The following is a 21,425-nucleotide window of genomic DNA, read 5'->3' on the forward strand; positions in this document are numbered from 1 at the left end:
GCATGCCCGCTTCAGATTCGCCCGTCTCAGAAGCAAAGGAAGTCCGCGAAAGCCTGGCCACGCGCCTGGCCGAGTCCGGCCGGCTGCCCGACGCGCTGCTGCGCATGGGCATCCGCCGCCAATGCGCCCAGCGCCTGAAGGACGAACGCAAGGGCGGCACCGAGGCAGTGTTCTCGCGCCAGCAGGCCTGGCTGGATGGCCTGCGTCAGGACGCCATCGCAGTGGAGACCCAGGCCGCCAACCGCCAGCACTATGAACTGCCGCCGGAGTTCTTCCGCCTGTGTCTGGGCAAAAACCTCAAGTACAGCGCCTGCTTCTGGGACGACAGCACCCGCGACCTGACCCAGGCCGAGGAAAAAATGCTGCGCCTGTACTGCGAGCGCGCCGAGCTGGTCAACGCCAGCCGCATCCTGGAGCTGGGCTGCGGCTGGGGCTCGCTGACCATGTGGATGGCCGAGCGCTATCCCAAGGCGATGATCACCGCGGTCTCCAACTCCAGGTCGCAGAAGGACTTCATCGAGGCGCGCTGCCGCGAGCGCGCGATCTTCAACGTCGAGGTCATCACCGCCGATGTCAACGCGCTGCAGCTGCCGGAGGAAATGTTCGACCGGGTCATCTCCATCGAGATGTTCGAGCACATGCGCAATTATCAGGCGCTGCTCGCACGCGTGGCGACCTGGCTCAAGCCGGGCGGCAAGCTGTTCGTGCACATCTTCTGCCACCGCGAGCTGCTGTACCTGTTCGAGACCGAAGGCAGTGGCAACTGGATGGGCCGGCATTTCTTCACCGGTGGGCTGATGCCTTCGGCCGACACGCTGCTCAAGTTCCAGGACCGGCTCTCCATCGAGGAACGCTGGCTGCTGCCCGGCACCCATTACGAGAAGACCGCCAATGCCTGGCTGGAAAACCACGACGCCAGCCATGACCAGGTCATGGGCCTGATGCGCCAGACCTACGGCGTGGCCGATGCCGCACGCTGGTACCAGCGCTGGCGCATGTTCTGGATGGCCTGCGCTGAACTGTTTGGCTACGCCAACGGCAACGAGTGGATGGTCGCCCACTACCGGTTCAAGCGCTGATCGCATTGGCGCTCGCCCTGGCCTCTTGTTGAAGCAAGAGGACAGGCTCGCTACAGCTGCCCGCGTGCAGCGCCTGATCCGTGCGTTGAGCATGCCGTCTGTCGGCATCCAGCAACAGACTCCCTGCCCACCAAGCCCGGCGCCTGCATGCCCGGCAGCGCGGTGTGGTGGCCATGGGCCTGCCGCGATCATGCCTGCACCGTGGTCGACAGCTTCGTGTTGCACCGCAGCTTGTCCTCCAGCCGCGAGTCGTCCATATAGGCATCGGTGCGGTTATCGAATGTCGATAACAATGTCGAAATTATAACGAACCGCGTTCCCAGGATCCTGCCGTGGGCGTGGGTGGCGGGAAAGATTTGTAGTCACCTGGTGAGGAAGAGACCTGTCCTTCCGCCTGTCAGAAGCACTCAACGGAGACGTCCAACATGAATACTTTGATCAAAGAACTGCAGGAATCCCCTGTGAATATCCATCAAAGGAAAGAAGCCCGCGAGTCTCCTGTGAAGGGAACCCCGGAGTGGACACCGGAGACGATCCGCGCACTGGTCGATCAGGAAAAAGGCCTGCTGGACCCGCGCATCTACACCGACCAGGGTCTATACGAACTGGAGCTGGAGCGGGTCTTTGCCCGCTCCTGGCTGTTGCTCGGACATGAGAGCCATATTCCCAAGACTGGGGACTTCATGACGACTTACATGGGTGAAGATCCGGTGGTCATGGTGCGCCAGCCAGACAAGAGCATCAAGGTGTTCCTGAACCAGTGCCGGCACCGCGGCATGCGCATCTGTCGCACCGACGCCGGCAACGCCAAGGCCTTCACCTGCAGCTATCACGGCTGGGCCTACGACATCGCCGGCAAGCTGGTGAACGTGCCGTTCGAGAAGGAAGCCTTTTGCGACAAGAAAGAAGGCGACTGCGGCTTTGACAAGGCCGAATGGGGCCCGCTGCAGGCACGCGTGGCCACCTACAAGGGCCTGGTCTTCGCCAACTGGGATGCGCAGGCGCCTGACCTGGAGACCTACCTCGGTGACGCCCGTCCGTACATGGACATCATGCTGGATCGCACGCCGGCCGGGACCGTGGCGATAGGCGGCATGCAGAAGTGGGTCATTCCGTGCAACTGGAAGTTTGCCGCCGAGCAGTTCTGCAGTGACATGTACCACGCCGGCACCATGTCCCACCTGTCCGGCATCCTGGCGGGCATGCCGCCGGAAATGGACCTGTCGCATGCACAGGTGCCCACCAAGGGCAACCAGTTCCGGGCCGGCTGGGGCGGGCACGGCTCGGGCTGGTTCGTCGACGAGCCGGGCATGCTCATGGCGGTGATGGGGCCCAAGGTCACCCAGTACTGGACCGAGGGTCCGGCTGCCGACCTGGCAGAACAGCGCCTGGAACATACCGGCATGCCGGTTCGACGCATGTTCGGCCAGCACATGAGCGTCTTTCCGACCTGTTCGTTCCTCACTGCCGTCAACACCATCCGGACCTGGCACCCGCGCGGCCCCAATGAAATCGAGGTGTGGGCCTTCACCCTGGTCGATGCCGATGCCCCGGCCGAGATCAAGGAAGAATATCGCCGGCACAACATCCGCACCTTCTCCGCAGGCGGCGTGTTCGAGCAGGACGATGGCGAAAACTGGGTCGAGGTCCAGAAAGTGCTGCGCGGGTACAAGGCCAGGAGCCGGCCGCTCAATGCCCAGATGGGTCTGGGCCGGTCGCAGACCGGCCACCCCGAGTTTCCCGGCAAGATCGGCTATGTCTATTCCGAAGAAGCGGCGCGGGGCATGTATCACCACTGGTCGCGCATGATGTCTGAGCCCAGCTGGGCCACGCTCAAGCCCTGAGCGCGGCGCGATCGCCAAACTCTCCAACCCAATGCAAATCCATCAGGGGCAGGCGTGCGCGCAGGCAGCGCGCCGAGGCTCCGCCCCTTGGTATTGACTCAGAGAACAACCATCATGACCAACCTGTCCGCGCATTCCTACAAGGTCTTTGAATGGCCCAGCAAGACCGTGGGCCTTGAGCTGCAGAACGAGATCGAACAGTTCTACTACCGCGAAGCGCAGTTGCTTGACCACCGGGCCTACGAGGCCTGGTTTGCCCTGCTGGACAAAGACATCCGCTACTTCATGCCGCTGCGCACCAACCGCATGATCCGGGAGGGCGAGCTGGAATATTCCGGCGACCAGGATTTTGCCCATTTCGACGAAACCTACGAAACCATGTACGGGCGCATCCGCAAGGTGACCTCGGATCTGGGCTGGGCGGAAAACCCGCCTTCCCGCACCCGCCACCTGATCTCCAATGTCATCGTCAAGGAGACGGCCACGCCGGATACCTTCGAGGTCAATTCCGCATTCATCCTGTACCGTAATCGGCTTGAGCGCCAGGTCGACATCTTCGCCGGCGAACGCCGGGACGTGCTGCGCCGCGCCGACAACAACCTTGGCTTCAGCATCGCCAGGCGCACCATCCTGCTCGACGCCAGCACCTTGCTGTCGAACAACCTGAGCATGTTCTTCTAACAAGACGCCCACATCGGCCCGCCGCGCTTTGCGGGTCCTCATGAGGCCGGCATTCGGGGGTGGTCGCGACATCTCCGGGCTTCGCTCTGCACATCAGCCGGGGCACCGCAATTGCATGGTGCCATCGCATCAGGCGGCCGCTGATCGACGGCCGCCGTACCCCGACGGCGACGCCGGCGCGCAGTGTTCGACGATCAACTGGATCGCCTCGCCGCCACGGTAATCGTCAGGCACCAGGCGATAGGCCAGGTGGACCTGTGCCGGCGGCGGCTCGGCCCCGAGGCCGTTGAAGTGGATCGCATTGAGCGGCGCGGCCCGTTGCGGGCAGCGCAGCACCAGCTTCAGGTGCCGCTCGCCGACGGCGCGCCAGTCGATGACCTCGAACACGCCGTCGAACAGCGGCTCGGCAAAGCCCTGCCCCCATGGACCGCCGTCGCGCAGCGCTTCGGCGTGGGCGCGGTCGAACTCATGCGGCAACAGCTCGCCGTCACTGGGCAGCTCGGCCTGCAACAGCGTGGCATCCAGCGTGGCCGCGGCATGGGCGGCAAACGCTGCTTCGAATGCCGGCAGGTGGGCCAGGTCCAGGCTCAGGCCGGCGGCCATCGCGTGGCCGCCGAATTTCTGCAGCAGGCCCGGATGCCGGGCGTCGATGGCGGCCAGCGCATCGCGGATATGAAAACCGGGAATCGAGCGCGCCGAGCCGCGCAGCGCGCTGCTGCCCGGCTCGGCCGGGGCGAAGGCGATCACCGGGCGATGCACGCGATCCTTCATTTTCGAAGCGACCAGCCCGACCACGCCGGGATGCCAGTCGCGATCGAACAGGCACAGCGCCAGCGGCCTCTGGCCGTCCAGGGCGACCCTGGACAGCGCCCGCTCGGCCTCATCGGTCATCTGCTGCTGCACGCCGCGGCGCTCGGTGTTGATCGCGTGCAGGATCCCGGCCATCTCGCGTGCCGGGCCGTCCTGCTCGCACAGCAGGCAGGCGATGCCCAGGGCCATGTCTTCCAGGCGGCCGGCGGCATTGAGCCGCGGCGCGATGGCAAAGCCGATGTCGGTAGCGCTCAGGGTCTGCGCGCGGCGCCCGCAGACCTCGATCAAGGCGCGCAGGCCGGCGCAGCCCTGCCCCGTGCGCAGACGGCGCAGCCCGGCGGCGACCAGGGCCCGGTTGTTGGCATCCAGCGGCACCAGATCGGCCACCGTGCCGACCGCGACCAAGTCCAGCAATGCATTCAGGTCCGGCCGCTTTTGGCGAGAAGCGCAGCCCTCGATGGCCGCTGCCTGATGCCCACAATCAGCGCCTGCCCCCGACTTGACCGGGGCAGGATCGCCAAACAGATGCCGGCGCAAGGCCAGCAGCACGTAGAACATCACCCCGACGCCGGCCAGTGATTTGCTGGGGAAGTCGTCGCCGGGCAGGTTCGGATTGACGATGGCGTGGGCCGGCGGCAGGGCTGGGCCCGGTAGATGGTGGTCGGTGACCAGCACCTGCCAGCCCAGCGCACGCGCCTGGGCGATGCCAGCGTGGCAGGCAATGCCGTGGTCGACGGTGACCAGCAGGTCGGGTTTGAGTTCGGCCAGCTCCGACACCAGCGAAGGCGAAAGCCCATAGCCGTGGGTCACCCGGTTGGGCACCGCCGGGCTGACATGGCGCGCGCCCAGCATCACCAGCCCGCGCACCGCGACCGCACAGGCAGTGGCGCCATCGCAGTCGAAATCGCCGACCACCACGATATGGCGGTCGTTGGCGATCGCCTCGGCAAGCAGCGCCACGGCCGCGTCCATGCCCGACAGCAATTGCGGCGGGTGCAGCTGGGCCAGGCGCGGGCGCGCCTGGAGATCATCCAGCGCGCCACGGGCGGCGTAGACGCGCTGCAGCAGCGGCGGCATCGAGGCAGGCCACACCCCGCCTTCGGGCACGGCGCGCCGGGTGATGCGCGGCGATCCGTTCATGGATCCAGTCGAGTCCACGCCCGACGCCAGAAGCGCCAGCGCTGCGCGGCGTCCAGCACGAAGCAGGCACCATCCTGGAAATCCAGGACCACCCGCGCCAGTTCGCCGGCGCGCAGCTCGGCCAGCAGCGGCGCCAGCGCCTCATCGGTGAACAGGGCCAGCGAGCGCAGGTGGCGCAGGTCGACCAGTGCCTCCACTTCACCCTGGGCCTGGTCCGGCACGCCGGCAAGCGCCGACAACGCGCGTACGAGCTCCTCGCGGCTGCGCACCTGGCGATACCGCGTGCGCACCGACTGCGGCAGGCGGCCTTCGCCCCAGAACCACAGCGCGTTGACCGCCGGCTTGCCTTCGGACAGGCGCCGGGCATTCCAGGGATGCTGGTGCAGGGTCACCTGCACCTGCGTGAACAACGCGCGCCAGCGGCGGCCTGCATCACCGTGCGGCAGGTGGCCAAACAAATCGTCGCCGAGCACCTCGTCGGGCGAGGCAAATTCGGGCAGGGGCGTATCGCCGGCCAGGCGCAGGTACCAGCGCGATGGCTCGGGCGCGTCCAGGAGCAAACCGGCATCGCCGAACAGCGGCCGCAGCGCCGGCAGCAGCGCGGCGCTGTCCGCTTCGGTCAGGCCCAGCGCCGGGCCGTGCGCCAGCAACCGCGCGCCGGTCATGTCCGGCGCCAGGAACGCTGGATCGGCGCGCAACCAGCGCGCATCGGCCGCGTCGCCGGCGTCGAGCTGGCGGGTCAGCGCCGCGACCGGCCAATGATCTGGCGTCCACTGGAAATGCCGGCGCAGCTGGGCGCGCTCGCCGGGCTGGCCCACAGTGCGGTCGGCGCGGGCCAACGCCCGGCCAGCCTCGAGCGTAAGCGTACCGGCAAGCTGGGCGCGTGCCGGCAGCAGCAGCGTGGCCGATGCCATCGCGGCGTTCGACTCAGGCGCCGTAGGAGACGCTGATGATCTCGTACTCGTGCTCGCCGGCCGGCGCCACGATGACCACACTGTCGCCCTCGTTCTTGCCGATCAAGGCACGGGCGATGGGCGAGGAAATGGCGATAAGCGACTGTTTGATGTCCGCTTCCAGGTCACCGACGATCTGGTAGGTCTTCTCTTCGTCGGTATCGACATGGGCCAGCACCACGGTCGCGCCGAACACCACGCGCGAACCGGCATCGAGCGCGGCCACATCGATCACCTCGGCCGTAGACAGCTCGGCTTCCAGCTGGTTGATCCGGCCTTCGATGAAGCCCTGCTGTTCGCGGGCGGCATGGTATTCGGCGTTTTCCTTCAGGTCGCCGTGCGCACGCGCCTCGGCGATGGCGGCGATCACTTCCGGACGCTTGACCGACTTGAGGTAATCCAGCTCCTCACGCAGGCGCTGGGCGCCCTGCTTGGTGATGGGGGCTCTCATGCTTGCAACTCCTTGTGCAGTTCCTGCAGCGCCAGCACCGGGCCGGTGCCGCGGAACTCCAGCGAATTGACCAGCGCACGTGCGCCGGCGATGGTGGTGGAATAGGTCAGGCGCTGCTGCAGCGCCTCACGACGGATGGAGAACGAATCGGAGATCGCGCGGCGGCCTTCGGTGGTGTTGACGATATACACGATCTCGCCGTTCTTGATCAGGTCGACGATGTGCGGACGGCCGTCGGTCACCTTGTTGACCAGCTCGCATTCGATGCCGTGCTTGCGCAGCCACGCCGCGGTGCCGACCGTGGCCACCAGCGAGAAGCCGCGCTCCAGCAGCGCCCGGGCCACCGGCAGCACGCGCTGCTTGTCCGGATCGCGGACCGAGACGAACGCCTTGCCCGGCTGCGGGGCCTTGATGCCGGCGGCCTCCTGCGCGCGTGCCATCGCCGCGGCGAAGCTGTGGCCCACGCCCATCACTTCGCCGGTCGAACGCATCTCCGGCCCGAGGATGGGATCGACCCCCTGGAACTTGGCGAACGGGAAGATCGCCTCCTTCACCGAGTAGTAGTCCGGCACGATTTCCTTGATTGCGCCCTGCTCGGCCAGGGTCTTGCCGGCCATGCAGCGGGCGGCAATCTTGGCCAGCGCCATGCCGGTGGCCTTGGACACGAACGGCACGGTCCGCGAGGCCCGTGGATTGACTTCCAGCAGGTAGACGATGTCCTGGCCGTCGTCGCCGGCCTGGATCGCGAACTGGGTGTTCATCAGGCCAACCACGTTCAGGGCCTTGGCCAGCTCGACCACCTGGCGGCGCAGCTCGGCCTGGGTTTGGGCCGACAGCGAGTAAGGCGGCAGCGAGCACGAGGAGTCACCCGAATGCACGCCGGCTTCCTCGATGTGCTCCATCACCCCGCCGATCAGGACCTGGCCGTCCTTGTCGGCGATGATGTCCACGTCCACTTCCACCGCGTTGTCCAGGAAGCGGTCCAGCAGCACCGGCGAGTCATTGGAGACCTTGACCGCATCGCGCACGTAGCGGGCCAGGTCCGATTCGCCGTAGACGATTTCCATGGCCCGGCCGCCAAGCACATAGCTGGGGCGCACCACCAGCGGATAGCCGATCTCGCGGGCCAGCAGCAGGGCCTGCTGGTCGTTGCGGGCGATCCGGTTCGGCGGCTGCTTCAGGCCGAGCCTGTCGACCAGACCCTGGAAGCGCTCGCGATCCTCGGCCAGGTCGATGGAGTCGGGCGAAGTCCCGATCACCGGCACGCCGTTGGCTTCCAGCGCGCGGGCCAGCTTGAGCGGGGTCTGCCCGCCGTACTGGACGATCACGCCCTTGGGCTTTTCCAGCTCGACGATGGCCAGCACGTCTTCCAGGGTCAGCGGCTCGAAATACAGGCGATCGGAGGTGTCGTAATCGGTCGAGACGGTCTCCGGGTTGCAGTTGACCATGATCGTTTCATAGCCGTCCGCGCGCAGTGCCAGCGCGGCGTGCACGCAGCAGTAGTCGAACTCGATGCCCTGGCCGATGCGGTTGGGACCGCCGCCCAGGATCATGATCTTGTCGCGGTTGGTCGGGTTGGCTTCGCACTCGTCCTCGTAGGTCGAGTACATGTACGCGGTATCGGTGGCGAACTCGGCCGCGCTGGAATCCACCCGCTTGTAGACCGGCCTGACCCCCAGCGCCTTGCGCAGCACGCGCACGGCGGTCTCGTCGGTGGCGGTCAGCTGGGCCAAGCGCGCGTCGGAGAAACCGGCGCGCTTGAGCTCGCGCATGCGCGTCGCGTCCAGCGAACCCAGGCCTTCGGCGGCCACCCGGGCCTCGTCGGCGATCAGGTCCTCGATCTGGTCCAGGAACCACGGATCGATGAACGACAGCGCATGGACCTCTTCCACGCTCATGCCGGCGCGGAACGCGTCGCCGACGTAGAACAGGCGCTCCGGGCCCGGCGCCTTGAGCTCGCGGCGCAGCGAGGCCATGTCGTCCTCGCTGCCCAGGTCCAGGCCGGTCGGGTCCAGGCCGACCTTGCCGGTTTCCAGGCCCCGCAGCGCCTTCTGCAGCGACTCGGAGAAGGTGCGACCCATGGCCATCACCTCGCCCACCGACTTCATCTGGGTGGTCAGGCGCGCATCGGCCTGCGGGAACTTCTCGAAGGCAAAGCGCGGGATCTTGGTCACCACGTAGTCGATCGAAGGCTCGAACGAGGCCGGGGTCTTGCCGCCGGTGATCTCGTTCTTCAATTCGTCCAGGGTGTAGCCCACCGCCAGCTTGGCGGCGACCTTGGCGATCGGGAAGCCGGTGGCCTTGGAGGCCAGCGCCGAGGAGCGCGAGACGCGCGGGTTCATCTCGATCACCACCACCCGGCCGGTCTGCGCATTGATCCCGAACTGCACGTTGGACCCACCGGTATCCACGCCGATCTTGCGCAGCACCGCGATGGAGGCATCGCGCAGGCGCTGGTATTCCTTGTCGGTCAGGGTCTGGGCCGGGGCCACGGTGATCGAGTCGCCGGTGTGCACGCCCATCGGATCCAGGTTCTCGATCGAACAGACGATGATGCAGTTGTCCGCGGTGTCGCGGACCACTTCCATCTCGAACTCCTTCCAGCCCAGCACCGATTCTTCCACCAGCACTTCGTGGACCGGCGAAAGCTCCAGGCCGCGCTTGATGATGTCCTCGAATTCCTCGCGGTTGTAGGCGATGCCGCCGCCGCTGCCACCCAGGGTGAAACTGGGGCGGATGATGGTCGGATAGCCGACCGTGGCCTGGATCTCCACGGCCTGCTCGAAGCTGCGCGCGACCGCGGCCTTGGGGCATTCCAGGCCGATCTCGCCCATCGCCACGCGGAACAGTTCGCGATCCTCGGCCATCATGATCGCCTCGCGCCTGGCGCCGATCAGCTCGACGTTGTACTTGTCCAGCACGCCATGATCGGCCAGGTCCAGCGCACAGTTCAGCGCGGTCTGGCCGCCCATCGTCGGCAGCAGCGCATCAGGCCGTTCCTTGGCGATGATCTTCTCGACCGTCTGCCAGTTGATCGGCTCGATGTAGACCGCATCGGCCATCTCCGGGTCGGTCATGATCGTGGCCGGATTGGAGTTGACCAGGACCACCCGGTAACCCTCCTCGCGCAGCGCCTTGCACGCCTGGGCGCCGGAGTAGTCGAACTCGCAGGCCTGGCCGATGACGATCGGGCCGGCGCCGATGATCAGGATGGTGTTGATGTCGGTGCGGCGGGGCATTTCAGTAGTCCTCGGCGGTTTCGGAGATTCGGGACCCGGGACCCGGGACCCGGGTCCCGGATTCAAGCCGCCGCTGCAACGACTGCTGCAGCCTGGAAAGCATCTGACTGACACGCTCACAGAGCAGCAGCGTTGCGGCCACTTCCGACCGAACGCCCAGGCCGAGGCGCTCGGCCAGCAGCAACTGCGTCTGCAACTCGGCGCATGAACCTGTCGCCATGGAGACGAAACGCGCGTAATCACGTGTCGAGCCTCGTGCATTGCCTTCAGCGATGTTCGATGGCACCGAAACCGCCGCACGTTGCAACTGGGAAGTCAGCCCATAACGCTCATCGCGAGGAAAGGCCGAGGCCACCCGATACGACTCCTGGGCCAGATCCATCGCCAAATTCCAAACCTCCAGTTCGCGGAAGTGGGATGCCGTCATGTCGCTTCTCCCCGGTCCCGGGTCCCGGGTCCCGGGTCCCGAGACTTTGCTCCCAGCATCGAGACGAACCGATCAAACAGCGGCGAGACATCCTTCGGGCCGGGCGAGGCTTCCGGGTGGCCCTGGAAGGAGAACGCCGGCGCGTCGGTCAATTCGATGCCCTGGTTGGTGCCGTCGAACAGCGAGCGGTGGGTCACGCGCACGTTGGCCGGCACGCTGGCCTGGTCCACCGCAAAGCCGTGGTTCTGCGAGGTGATCATCACCCGGCCGGTGTCCAGGTCGATCACCGGATGGTTGGCGCCGTGGTGGCCATGGCCCATCTTGACCGTCCTGGCCCCGGCGGCCAGGGCCAGCAGCTGGTGGCCCAGGCAGATGCCGAAGATCGGGATCTTCTTCTCGACCAATTCCTTGATTGCGGCGATCGCGTAATCGCACGGCTGCGGATCGCCCGGGCCGTTGGACAGGAACACGCCGTCGGGCTTCAGCGCCAGCACCTCGGCGGCCGGGGTCTGCGCCGGGACCACGGTCACCTCGCAGCCGCGCTCGGCCAGCATCCGCAGGATGTTGCGCTTCACCCCGTAGTCGTAGGCCACGACCTTGTATGTGCGTCCCGCACGAGAACCCGCACATCCATCTGCGGACTTTTCAATGCGCTGCGCGCCCAGACCGACGAACTTGTTCGTATCCAGGTCCAGCTGGCCCTCGGTCCAGGTGTAGGCCTGCCCGGTCGATACGACCTTGGCCAGGTCCATGCCCTTCAGGCCCGGGAACTTGCGCGCAGCTTCCAGCGCCTGCTCGAGGTCGATCTGGCCGGCCATGAGCGCGCCGTTCTGGGCGCCGCGCTCGCGCAGGATGCGGGTGAGCTTGCGAGTGTCGATGCCGGAGATGGCGATCACGCCGCGCGCCTTGAGCCAGTCCTGCAGCGGCACCTGACTGCGCCAGCTGCTGGGACGGCGCGGCACGTCGCGCACGATCAGGCCGGCCGACCAGACCTTGCCGGCTTCGTCGTCCTGGTCGGTGCAGCCGGTGTTGCCGATATGGGGATAGGTCAGGGTCACCAGCTGCCGCGCGTAGGACGGGTCGGTGACGATCTCCTGGTAGCCGGTCATGGCGGTGTTGAACACCACTTCGCCGATGGACAGGCCGTGGGCGCCGACGGATTGACCCTCGAACACGGTACCGTCTTCGAGGATCAGGATTGCGGATTGGGTCACTGCACTCGCCTTGGGATGGAGGAAACCCTGCGTCCACCTCAACTTGCGGCTGCAAGAAACCGCGAACACGGCGTTTCTCCGGTCCGAGGCGATGTGGTCAACAGGCGAGTGCGCATTGTACGGACCGGCCCCTTGCGGCGCCAGCCGTATTTTCAGTGACCGGTGCCTCACGCCGAGGCGATTCTAGTCAAGCAGGTCGCGGACCCGATACAGGCCGGGGCTTTTGCCCGCCAGCCGCTGCGCGGCGTGCAAGGCGCCGCGCGCGAAGATGTCGCGGTTGCTGGCGCGGTGGATCAACTCCAGCCGCTCGCCAGGGCCGGTGAACTGGACCAGGTGCTCGCCGACGATATCGCCGGCGCGCAGGCTGGCGTAGCGCGGCGCCGCGCCGGCCGCTTGCGCGCCCTGCCCCAGGGTCAGCGCAGTGCCCGAAGGGGCGTCCTGCTTGTGCACGTGGTGCGCCTCGACGATGTCGCAGTCCCAGCCCTGCAGGGCTGCCGCGGCGCGTTCGACCAGTTCGGCCAGCACCGCCACGCCCAGGCTGAAGTTGGAGGCCCACACTACCGGGATCGAGTTCGCCGCGGCCTGCAGCGCGCCGCGCTGGGCTTCGGACAGGCCGGTGGTGCCGGACACCAGCGCCACCTTGCGCTCCAGGCACAGCGCCAGGATTGGATCGAACCCTTCGGGCAGGCTGAAATCGATGGCCACGTCGAACGCGGGCACGCCGTGCAATTCGCTGGCGGCGAAATGCGCCACGCCCTGGACCACGCGCGCGACCGGACGCCGGTGCGTGACCGCGGCCACCACGCCCAACGCGGGGTTTTCGGCAGCCAGCCGCAGCAGCGCCTGGCCCATGCGGCCGGACGCGCCGTGGATCAATATGCGCAGGACATCATCCATCGATCGGTCTCTTCAGGCAGCGCCAGCCGATGGCAGGGCCAGGGTGCGCCGGGACAGGGTGATCCGGGTGTTCATCGGGGCCAAGGATACCGTGTCACCAGCGCCGCGCCTGGCGAAAATCTGGCCAGGCCGATCCAACGGCCGCCCGACGCGGCCCGCCGAACTTGTCCACAGGCTTGTACGGAACTTGATCCACACCCGGTGTGGAAAACGCGCCTGCGCTTTGAGTGCAGCGCCAGGCGCATGTGGAATTTTCAGGACCTGTGCGTTCGGCGGTCGGGCGGCGCTACAGGTTGGCCACGGTGCTGGGTGTGGTCGGCAGGTCGCCATCGAGCACCCGGCCGATGCCGCTGGCATCGACTTGCGCCGCGGCACGGGCCAGCGCCTGCAGGTCGGTGCCGCTGTCGAAACCCAACCGGAAATGCACTTCGCCGGCCGGATTGCGCAGCGAATGCAGCGAGGAAATGCTCACCCCGTGGCGCTCGAACACATGCAGCAGCGCGCGCAGCGAGCCGGGCTGGTCCAGCGGCAGGTGCACCGACAGGCTGCGCGGTTCGGCCAGGTCGGCCAGCAGGTAGCCGATGCGTTCGAACCGGTAATTGCCATCGGCCAGCGCCTCGGCGCCGATCGCGGCCTTGTTGGCGGCCAGCACGCTTTGGCGGAAGGTGGCGCGCGCGGCCTCGTCGCCGGCGCTCACCAGGTCGCGCAGCGCCGACAGCTCCTGCACCAGCGTGTCCAGCACCGCCGGCACATGGGGATTGCCGAACTGGATGTCCTCGTAGATGGCCGGGTTGAGCGAAAGGATGCGCGCGATCATCGCCCCGTCCATTTCGAACGAGGCCGAGCGATACGGGAACAGCTCGGCCAGCGAACCGACCCGATCGGCATGGCGGCGCAGCGCCGACGCCTGGGCCAGGTGCCCGGCGTGGACCATCGCCTGGACCAGGGCCATGACCTGGTCGTGGTGCTCGGGCGTGGTGCGCACGCACTGGGCTTCCAGCGCATCGAGCAGGGTCTGCAGCCACGGGCGCCAGGCGTCCAGGCGCGCTTCGCACACCACCATTGGCCGGCCCTTGAGCGTGGGCGACTTGGGCGGCGCACACATCGGGTGCAGGCCGACCACTTCGGCCTGCGACTGCAGCATCGCCGCCACCGGCTCGGTCTTGATCGAGGTCAGGTCCAGCCACAGCTGGCCGCGTTCACGCCCGGCCGCCAGCTGCGCATACTGGCCGATCAGCGCGGCGGTGAGCCGGATCGGCGTGCTGAACACCAGGACCTGCGCCTGGTCGATCAGCGCATCGGGCGAATGCGATCGCGGATCGGCCGGGTCATGGCCGATCACCGCCAGGCCCATCTGGTGCTGCAGGAACCTGGTCAGCCAGCGCCCGTAGCCGCCTGCGCTGCCGACGATGCCGATGACCGGAACAGACGATGTGTGCAAGAAAAAACGCCCGGGGAAACCGGGCGTCATTCTATGCGCAGGCGCGCACCTGGGCGCGAGGAAACGTAGGGCGGGTCTTGACCCGCCATTGCCATGCCGGATGAACCGGTAACGGCGGGTCAAGACCCGCCCTACGAGGTCATCCGGTCCCAGAAGCCCTTGACCCCGTCCAGGAACGTGGCCGACTTGGGCGAGTGCTTGCGCGCCTGGTCGTCGCCGACGAAGGTCGCCTCGAACTTCTGCAGGATCTCGCGCTGCTCGGCGGTCAGGTTGACCGGCGTCTCGACCACGACCTTGCAGAACAGGTCGCCGGTGGAGCGGCTGCGGACCGACCTGACGCCCTTGCCGCGCAGCCGGAACAGCTTGCCGGTCTGGGTTTCGGCCGGGACGCGGATCTCGGCCTCGCCGCCCAGGGTGGGCACGCGCACGGTGTCACCCAGCGCGGCCTGGGAGATGCGGATCGGCACGTCGCAATGCAAATCGTCGCCGTCGCGCTGGAAGATGGGGTGCTCGCGCACGCGCACCTCCACGTACAGGTCGCCGGCGGGGGTCCCGGCCGGACCAGCCTCGCCCTCGCCTGAGAGGCGGATGCGATCGCCGTTGTCCACGCCAGCCGGGATCTTCACCGACAGCACCCGCTCTTCCTCGACGCGACCGGCGCCATGGCAGGTCGTGCACGGGTTGCGGATCACCTGGCCGCGGCCGCCGCAATGCGGACAGGCCTGCTGCATGGTGAAGATGCCGCGCTGCATGCGGACCTGGCCGCGGCCGCCGCAGGCGGCGCAGGTCTCGGTCTTGCCGTCTTCCGAACCGCTGCCCTGGCAGGGCTCGCACGCGGCCATCGTCGGGATCTCGATGCGCTTTTCGACGCCGGCCACGGCTTCTTCCAGGTCCAGCTCCATCACGTAACCGATGTCGGCGCCGCGGCGGGCGGCGCGGCCGCCACTGGCGCCGCCCCCGAAGATGTTGCCGAAGATGTCGCCAAAGATGTCGCCCATGTCGGCGCCACCGAAGCCCGGCCCCGCGCCACCGCCGCCCATGCCATGCTCGAACGCGGCGTGCCCGTGCTGGTCGTAGAGGCGGCGCTTGCCGCCGTCGGACAGGACCTCGTAAGCCTCCTTGCATTCCTTGAACGCAGCCTCGGCGGTGGTATCACCGGGATTGCGGTCAGGATGGAACTTCATCGCGCAGCGGCGATAGGCTTTCCTCAGCTCCTCTTCACTGACCGTGCGGGCCACGCCCAGCACCTCGTAATAGTCGCGTTTGCTCATACGGCAGAACCCGGGGCCCGGGGCCCGGGGCCCGGGATGGTGGAAAGCGTGGTCATGGGATGATTCCTGGCAAGGCCGATGCCCAGTGCGTGGCGACAATCGCACCCGGCAGGTCTCCCCTGCCGGGTTTCCGCGTCACCCGGTTCCGGTTCCGGGCCGTCATTACTTCTTGTCGTCCTTGACCTCGGTGAACTCGGCGTCCACCACGTCGTCGGCAGCGCGGTGGGCCTGCTGGGCGCCGGCTTCCGGACCTGCCCCCTGCGCGCCGGCCGAAGCGGCAGCGTAGAGCGACTGGCCGGCTTCTTCCAGGGCCTTGGAGCGGGCTTCGATCTGGGCCTTGTCGTCGCCCTTCATCGCCGTTTCCAGGTCGGCCAGCGCCGCCTCGACCCTGCCGATCACCTCGCCGCCCACCTTCGAGCCATGCTCGGTGATGGCGGTGCGGGTGGAGTGGATCAGGGCGTCGGCCTGGTTGCGCACGGCCACCAGTTCGTGGAACTTCCTGTCCTCGTCGCGGTGTGCTTCGGCGTCGGCGACCATGCGCTGGATCTCTTCGTCCGACAGGCCCGAACCGGCCTTGATCTCGACCTTCTGCTCCTTGTTGGTCTTCTTGTCCTTGGCCGACACGTGCAGGATGCCGTTGGCGTCGATGTCGAAGGACACCTCGACCTGCGGCAGGCCGCGCGGCGCCGGCTCGATGCCGGACAGGTCGAAACGGGCCAGGGACTTGTTGAAGCGGGCCTGCTCGCGCTCGCCCTGCAGCACGTGCACGGTCACGGCCGACTGGTTGTCCTCGGCGGTGGAGAAGGTCTGCGAGGCCTTGGTCGGGATGGTGGTGTTCTTCTCGATGATCTTGGTGAACACCCCGCCCAGGGTCTCGATGCCCAGCGACAGCGGGGTCACATCCAGCAGCAGCACGTCCTTGACGTCACCGCCCAGCACGCCGCCCTGGATCGCGGCGCCCAGCGCCACGGCCTCGTCGGGGTTGACGTCCTTGCGCGGCTCCTTGCCGAAGAACTCGGTCACCGCTGCCTGTACCTTGGGCATGCGGGTCTGGCCGCCGACCAGGATCACCTCGCCGATGTCGCTGGCGCGCAGGCCGGCGTCGTTGAGCGCGGTGCGGCAGGGCTCGATCGACTTCTTGATCAGGTCATCGACCAGCGCTTCCAGCTTGGCCCGGGTCAGCTTGATGTTCAGGTGCTTGGGGCCGGAGGCGTCAGCGGTGACGTACGGCAGATTGACTTCGGTCTGTTGCGAGGAGGACAGCTCGATCTTGGCGCGCTCGGCGGCATCCTTCAGGCGCTGCAGGGCCAACGGATCCTTGCGCAGGTCGATGCCCTGGTCCTTGTTGAACTCGTCGACCAGGTAGTCGATGACCCGGGCGTCGAAGTCTTCGCCACCCAGGAAGGTGTCGCCGTTGGTGGCCAGCACCTCGAACTGCTTCTCGCCGTCGACGTTGGCGATCTCGATGATCGACACGTCGAAGGTGCCGCCGCCCAGGTCGTACACGGCGATCTTGCGGTCCTGCGCATTGCCCTTGTCCAGGCCATAGGCCAGGGCCGCGGCGGTGGGCTCGTTGATGATGCGCTTGACGTCCAGGCCTGCAATCCTGCCGGCGTCCTTGGTCGCCTGGCGCTGGCTGTCGTTGAAGTAGGCCGGCACGGTAATCACCGCCTCGGTGACGGTCTCGCCCAGGTAGGCCTCGGCGGTCTTCTTCATCTTCTCCAGCACCCGCGCGGAAATTTCCTGCGGAGCCATCTTCTTGCCGTCGGCGGTGGCCACCCAGGCGTCGCCGTTGTCATGGGCCACGATGCTGTAGGGCACCAGGTCCAGGTCCTTCTTGACTTCGGCGTCGGTGAACTTGCGCCCGATCAGGCGCTTGACCGCATAGAAGGTGTTCTTGGGGTTGGTGACCGCCTGGCGCTTGGCCGAGGCGCCCACCAGCACTTCGCCGTCCTTGGTATAGGCGACGATGGAAGGCGTGGTGCGGTCGCCTTCGGAATTTTCGATGACGCGGGCCTTGCCGCCTTCCATGACCGCCACGCACGAGTTGGTCGTGCCGAGGTCGATGCCGATGATCTTGCCCATGATGGTGACTCCGTGAGTGCGAATGTGGGTCGGGTTGGAACCGGCGTTCGGGCCGGATGATGAACCTGATATAGGGATGTGATGACCGGCTTCAAGCGCCGCTGGAACACAAAATTCCGGGCCGTCGTGCGCCGGTCGGCGGCGCGCGCCGACTCAGTCGTGCTGGGCCACCACCACCAGCGCAGGTCGCAGCAGGCGATCGTTGAGCAGATAGCCCTTCTGGAACACCTGCAGCACGCTGCCCGGGGCCGCGCCCTGGGCCGGCGCCTGGCTGATGGCCTGATGGTGGTCCGGGTTGAACGGCTGGCCGGTGGGATCCAGCACGGTCAGGCCGTTGTCGCTGGCGACCTTGAGCAGCTGCTTGAGGGTCAGTTCCAGGCCTTCGCGCAGCGGGCTGGGTTCGGCCCCGGCAGCGGCCAGGCCCGCATCCAGGCTGTCGAACACCGGCATCAGCTGGCCCAGCAACTTCTCGTTGGCGAACTTGCGCGCGTTGTCCACGTCACGGGCCATGCGCTTGCGCTGGTTCTCCAGGTCGGCGCGTTCCAGCAGGACCTGGGCGCGCAGCTGGTCCAGTTCGTTGCGCAGGGTTTCGATCTCGGCCTGGAGCGCGGCCTGGGCATCCTGTGGCGCGTCGGCGGCCGCATCGTGGCTGGCCGGGTGTTCACTTGCAGTCATCGGTCAATGTCCGTCTGGCGGGTCGGTGTCCGCCGCAAGCCCCACCTATGGGGCCGGCGCAGAGGGATTCAAGTCATCGCCGGGACGCAGCATCGCCGCACCAAGCGCGTCGGCGGCGGCCTGGACCACCGGGATCACGGTCTGATAGGCCATGCGGGTCGGTCCAATCACGCCCAGCACGCCCAGCACCTGGCCACTGGCGCGGTATGGCGCGGCCACCAGCGAGACCCCGTCCAGCGGCGCCAGCCCGGTTTCCTCGCCGATGAAGATGCGCACGCCCGGCGCGCTGATCGTGCGTTCAAGCAGCTGCAGGATCTCGCGCTTGCGGGCGAAGGTCTCGAACAGCTCGCGCAGCCGGTCCAGGTCGGACAGGTCCTGCACGGCCATCAGCCGGGTCTGGCCGGCCAGGACCATGTCGTCGTCCGAGGGGGTCAGCGCATGCTCGGCCAGCTCGACGGTGTGGGCCAGCAGCCCTTCCATCTCCGAGCGGGCCGCGCGCAGTTCGCGCAGCAGGGTGGCGCGGATCTCGGCGATCGGCCGACCGGCAAAATGGGCATTGAGGTAGTTGGCCACCCGCTCCAGCTCGGACGGGTCGTAGGTGCGGCGCGGCTCGATCACCCGGTTTTGCACCTCGTTGTCGGCAAACACCAGGATCGCCAGCAACCGGCGCCCGTCCAGCGGCACGAAATCGATGTGGCGGAAGGCGAACTGCTCGCGCCTGGGCGCCCCGACCACCCCGACAAAGTGCGTCATCGCCGACAGCAGTTCCGAGGCATTGCCCAGCAGTGCCTGGGTGCCGGTGCCGGCCGGCAGCTCGGCGCGCAGGCGGGCCAGATCGCGTTCGGCCAGCGGCTGCATCTGGACCAGGCTGTCCACGAACACCCGGTACCCCTGCGCGGTCGGAATGCGCCCGGCCGAGGTGTGCGGCGAACTGAGCAGGCCGGCATCTTCCAGATCGGCCAGGATGTTGCGGATGGTCGCGGCGCTGACGTCCAGGCCCGAGTGCCGGGCCAGGGTGCGCGATCCGACCGGTTCGCCATCCTGGATATAGCGGGCGATCAGCGTGCGCAGCAGCTGCCGCGCGCGTGCATCCAGATCCGGACTTCGACGATTCATGGTCGATAGATAGCGACCGGCGGCCACCTTTGCAACCGGCACGGTGCGTCTTCAGCCCGCGCGCCGCCAAGCCCTACAATGCGCCCGCCATGCTCAGACACCTCACCATCAAGGACTTCGCCGTGGTCCGCGCCACGGACATGGAATTCGGCCCCGGCATGACCGTGATCTCCGGCGAGACCGGCGCCGGCAAATCGCTGCTGGTCGATGCGCTGGGCTTGCTGTCCGGCCTGCGCGCCGATGCCGGCATGGTCCGCCATGGCGCCCAGCGCGCCGAGCTATCGGCCGAGTTCGAGCTGGCGCCCAAGGCCCCTGCCCTGGCCTGGTTGACCGAACACGCGCTGGACGAGGCCGGCGCCTGCCAGCTGCGCCGGGTGCTGCGCGCCGACGGCGGCTCGCGCAGCTGGATCAACGGGCGCAGCGTGACCCTGTCGCAGCTGGCCGAACTGGCCGGACTGCTGGTCGAGATCCATGGCCAGCACGAGCACCAGGCACTGCTGTCCAAGGCCAGCCAGCTGGCGCTGCTGGACGCCTTCGCCGGCGCACAGGCGCAGCTGGCACAGGTGCGCAAGGCCGCTGCGGCCTGGAGCCTGCTGCTGGCCGAGCGCGACCGGCTGACCGCCCAGGGCGATGTCTCGGACCGGCTCAACTATCTGCAGCACCAGCTGGACGAACTGCGCCGCGAGGAGCTGGCCCCGGCCGCGATCCAGGCCCTGGTCGCCACCCATCGCCGCCAGGCCCATGCCACGACCCTGATCCAGGCCTGCGACGATGGCCTGGCGCGGCTGTCGGGCGAGGACGGGCCATCGGCGGGCCGCCTGCTGCTGCAGACCCGCAGCGAACTGGCCCGCGTGGTCGCCCACGAGCCGCGCCTGGGCGAGGTCGAGGCCTTGCTGGAAAATGCCCAGATCCAGCTGGACGAAGCGCTGGCCGTGCTCAGCCAGGTCCGCGACACGCTGGACGTGGACCCGGACCAGTTCGAGCACGCCGAGCGTCGCCTGACCCGCCTGCACGACCTGGCCCGCAAGCACCGGGTCACGCCCGAACAGCTGGACGAGGTCGCCGCCCGGATCGAGCAGGAGCTGGACGGCCTGCGCGGCGCCGGCGAGCGCCTGGCCGGCCTGAACACCGAGATCGAGGCCGCAGGCCACGCGTGGCGCAGCGCCGCCCAGGCGCTGACCAGGGTCAGGACCCGGGCCGCGGCCACCCTGGCCAGCAAGACCAGCGCCCTCATCGCCGAGCTGGGCATGGGCGGTGGCCGGCTCGAGGTCCAGTTCGAACCGCATGTGGTCGACCGCCCCGATCCGCAGGGCGCCGAACGGATCGAACTGCTGGTGGCCGCCAACGCCGGCCAGCCGCCGCGGCCGCTGCGCAAGGTGGCCTCCGGCGGCGAGCTCTCGCGCATCTCGCTGGCCATCGAAGTGGCTGCGCTGGGCGCGGACGCGGTACCGACCATGATCTTCGACGAGGTCGATTCGGGCATCGGTGGCGCGGTGGCCGACATCGTCGGCAGGAAGTTGCGCGACCTGGGCCGCGAGCGCCAGGTGCTGTGCGTGACCCACCTGCCCCAGGTTGCCGCCCAGGGCCACGCGCACTACCGCGTCAGCAAGGCGCCGGTCGAGGGCATGACCCAGTCTTCAGTCGAGGCGCTCGATGCCGGCGCGCGCAAGGAGGAGCTGGCGCGCATGCTGGGCGGGGTGCAAGTCAGCGCCGAGGCCCGCGCCGCGGCCGGCAAGCTGCTCGCATCGGTGGAAGCAGGATCACCGTAGGAGCGGACCGCAGGGCCGCGATGAGGCCTTACCGGCAAAGCCCCATCGCGCCCCTGCGGTGCGCTCCTACGCCCCGGCCGCAGGAACGTCGATCAGCCCGTAGGAGCGGACCGCAGGGCCGCGAGAGGCCTTACCGGGAAAGCCACATCACGCCCCCAGGCCGCAGGAACCTCGATTGTCCGTAGGAGCAACTGTCTTCTCAGGCGCCTGTCATTCTCCATTCAGTTTGGTCTCTGGCCATGGCGTTGAGGCGGGTGAGCAGTACCCGCATGCAGGCGGTGATGGCGACCTTGGCGCACTTGCCCCGTTGGCGCAGGGCTTCGTATCGCGTCT

The 21,425-nt window shown here is 67.6% G+C and carries 16 protein-coding genes; 4 read left to right on the forward strand and 12 right to left on the reverse strand.

Annotated elements, in window-relative coordinates:
• Window positions 1-2: 2 nt before the first annotated feature.
• The 3 genes from D9R12_RS02570 (at window position 3) to D9R12_RS02580 (ending at window position 3,604) form a co-directional block, all read left to right on the forward strand.
• Window positions 3-1,079 (forward strand): SAM-dependent methyltransferase, encoded by a 1,077-nt coding sequence (locus D9R12_RS02570; RefSeq protein ID WP_014160578.1) that lies wholly within the window; start codon window positions 3-5, stop codon window positions 1,077-1,079.
• A gap of 500 nt (window positions 1,080-1,579) precedes the next feature.
• Window positions 1,580-2,923: an aromatic ring-hydroxylating dioxygenase subunit alpha gene (locus D9R12_RS02575; RefSeq protein ID WP_122227561.1), complete on the forward strand. Its 1,344-nt coding sequence runs from the start codon at window positions 1,580-1,582 to the stop codon at window positions 2,921-2,923.
• A gap of 114 nt (window positions 2,924-3,037) precedes the next feature.
• The gene (locus D9R12_RS02580; RefSeq protein WP_122227566.1) at window positions 3,038-3,604 is read left to right on the forward strand and encodes an aromatic-ring-hydroxylating dioxygenase subunit beta; all 567 of its coding nucleotides are present in this window, start codon (window positions 3,038-3,040) and stop codon (window positions 3,602-3,604) included.
• Window positions 3,605-3,733: 129 nt separating this feature from the next.
• Here the strand turns inward: D9R12_RS02580 and recJ are convergent, their stop codons facing one another.
• From recJ to hrcA, 12 genes are all read right to left on the reverse strand, one after another.
• Complete coding sequence (gene recJ / locus D9R12_RS02585) at window positions 3,734-5,554, reverse strand: single-stranded-DNA-specific exonuclease RecJ (RefSeq protein ID WP_122227568.1); 1,821 nt, start codon at window positions 5,552-5,554, stop codon at window positions 3,734-3,736.
• Window positions 5,551-6,468, reverse strand: a complete 918-nt coding sequence (locus D9R12_RS02590) for a phosphoglycerate mutase (RefSeq protein WP_122227571.1) — start codon at window positions 6,466-6,468, stop codon at window positions 5,551-5,553. The genes recJ and D9R12_RS02590 overlap by 4 nt, the downstream gene beginning before the upstream one ends.
• Window positions 6,469-6,481: 13 nt before the next feature.
• Complete coding sequence (greA, locus tag D9R12_RS02595) at window positions 6,482-6,958, reverse strand: transcription elongation factor GreA (protein ID WP_122227575.1); 477 nt, start codon at window positions 6,956-6,958, stop codon at window positions 6,482-6,484.
• Window positions 6,955-10,197 carry a carbamoyl-phosphate synthase large subunit gene (carB, locus tag D9R12_RS02600; protein ID WP_122227578.1) on the reverse strand — a complete coding sequence of 1,081 codons (3,243 nt, stop codon included), beginning with the start codon at window positions 10,195-10,197 and terminating at the stop codon, window positions 6,955-6,957. Before carB ends, greA begins: the two co-directional genes overlap by 4 nt.
• A 1-nt stretch (window position 10,198) precedes the next feature.
• Window positions 10,199-10,624, reverse strand: coding sequence for a four helix bundle protein (locus tag D9R12_RS02605; protein WP_014160571.1), 426 nt, complete (start codon window positions 10,622-10,624; stop codon window positions 10,199-10,201).
• Window positions 10,621-11,838 (reverse strand): glutamine-hydrolyzing carbamoyl-phosphate synthase small subunit, encoded by a 1,218-nt coding sequence (gene carA, locus D9R12_RS02610; protein ID WP_122227580.1) that lies wholly within the window; start codon window positions 11,836-11,838, stop codon window positions 10,621-10,623. Before carA ends, D9R12_RS02605 begins: the two co-directional genes overlap by 4 nt.
• 183 nt (window positions 11,839-12,021) lie before the next feature.
• On the reverse strand, window positions 12,022-12,735 hold the full coding sequence (dapB, locus tag D9R12_RS02615; protein WP_122227583.1) for a 4-hydroxy-tetrahydrodipicolinate reductase: 714 nt from the start codon (window positions 12,733-12,735) through the stop codon (window positions 12,022-12,024).
• Window positions 12,736-13,021: 286 nt separating this feature from the next.
• On the reverse strand, window positions 13,022-14,206 hold the full coding sequence (locus tag D9R12_RS02620) for a prephenate dehydrogenase (protein ID WP_014160568.1): 1,185 nt from the start codon (window positions 14,204-14,206) through the stop codon (window positions 13,022-13,024).
• A gap of 101 nt (window positions 14,207-14,307) precedes the next feature.
• Window positions 14,308-15,447 carry a molecular chaperone DnaJ gene (gene dnaJ, locus D9R12_RS02625; RefSeq protein WP_122227587.1) on the reverse strand — a complete coding sequence of 380 codons (1,140 nt, stop codon included), beginning with the start codon at window positions 15,445-15,447 and terminating at the stop codon, window positions 14,308-14,310.
• A gap of 162 nt (window positions 15,448-15,609) precedes the next feature.
• On the reverse strand, window positions 15,610-17,532 hold the full coding sequence (dnaK, locus tag D9R12_RS02630; RefSeq protein ID WP_014160566.1) for a molecular chaperone DnaK: 1,923 nt from the start codon (window positions 17,530-17,532) through the stop codon (window positions 15,610-15,612).
• 153 nt (window positions 17,533-17,685) lie between these two features.
• Window positions 17,686-18,207: a nucleotide exchange factor GrpE gene (gene grpE, locus D9R12_RS02635; protein ID WP_014160564.1), complete on the reverse strand. Its 522-nt coding sequence runs from the start codon at window positions 18,205-18,207 to the stop codon at window positions 17,686-17,688.
• Window positions 18,208-18,252: 45 nt separating this feature from the next.
• Window positions 18,253-19,323 (reverse strand): heat-inducible transcriptional repressor HrcA, encoded by a 1,071-nt coding sequence (gene hrcA, locus D9R12_RS02640; protein ID WP_122227590.1) that lies wholly within the window; start codon window positions 19,321-19,323, stop codon window positions 18,253-18,255.
• 89 nt (window positions 19,324-19,412) lie between these two features.
• Between hrcA and recN the strand changes: the two genes are divergently transcribed.
• Window positions 19,413-21,092, forward strand: a complete 1,680-nt coding sequence (recN, locus tag D9R12_RS02645) for a DNA repair protein RecN (protein WP_122227732.1) — start codon at window positions 19,413-19,415, stop codon at window positions 21,090-21,092.
• Window positions 21,093-21,425 lie beyond the last annotated feature (333 nt).

The organism is Pseudoxanthomonas spadix, assembly GCF_003703395.1.
GTDB lineage: Bacteria > Pseudomonadota > Gammaproteobacteria > Xanthomonadales > Xanthomonadaceae > Pseudoxanthomonas_A > Pseudoxanthomonas_A spadix.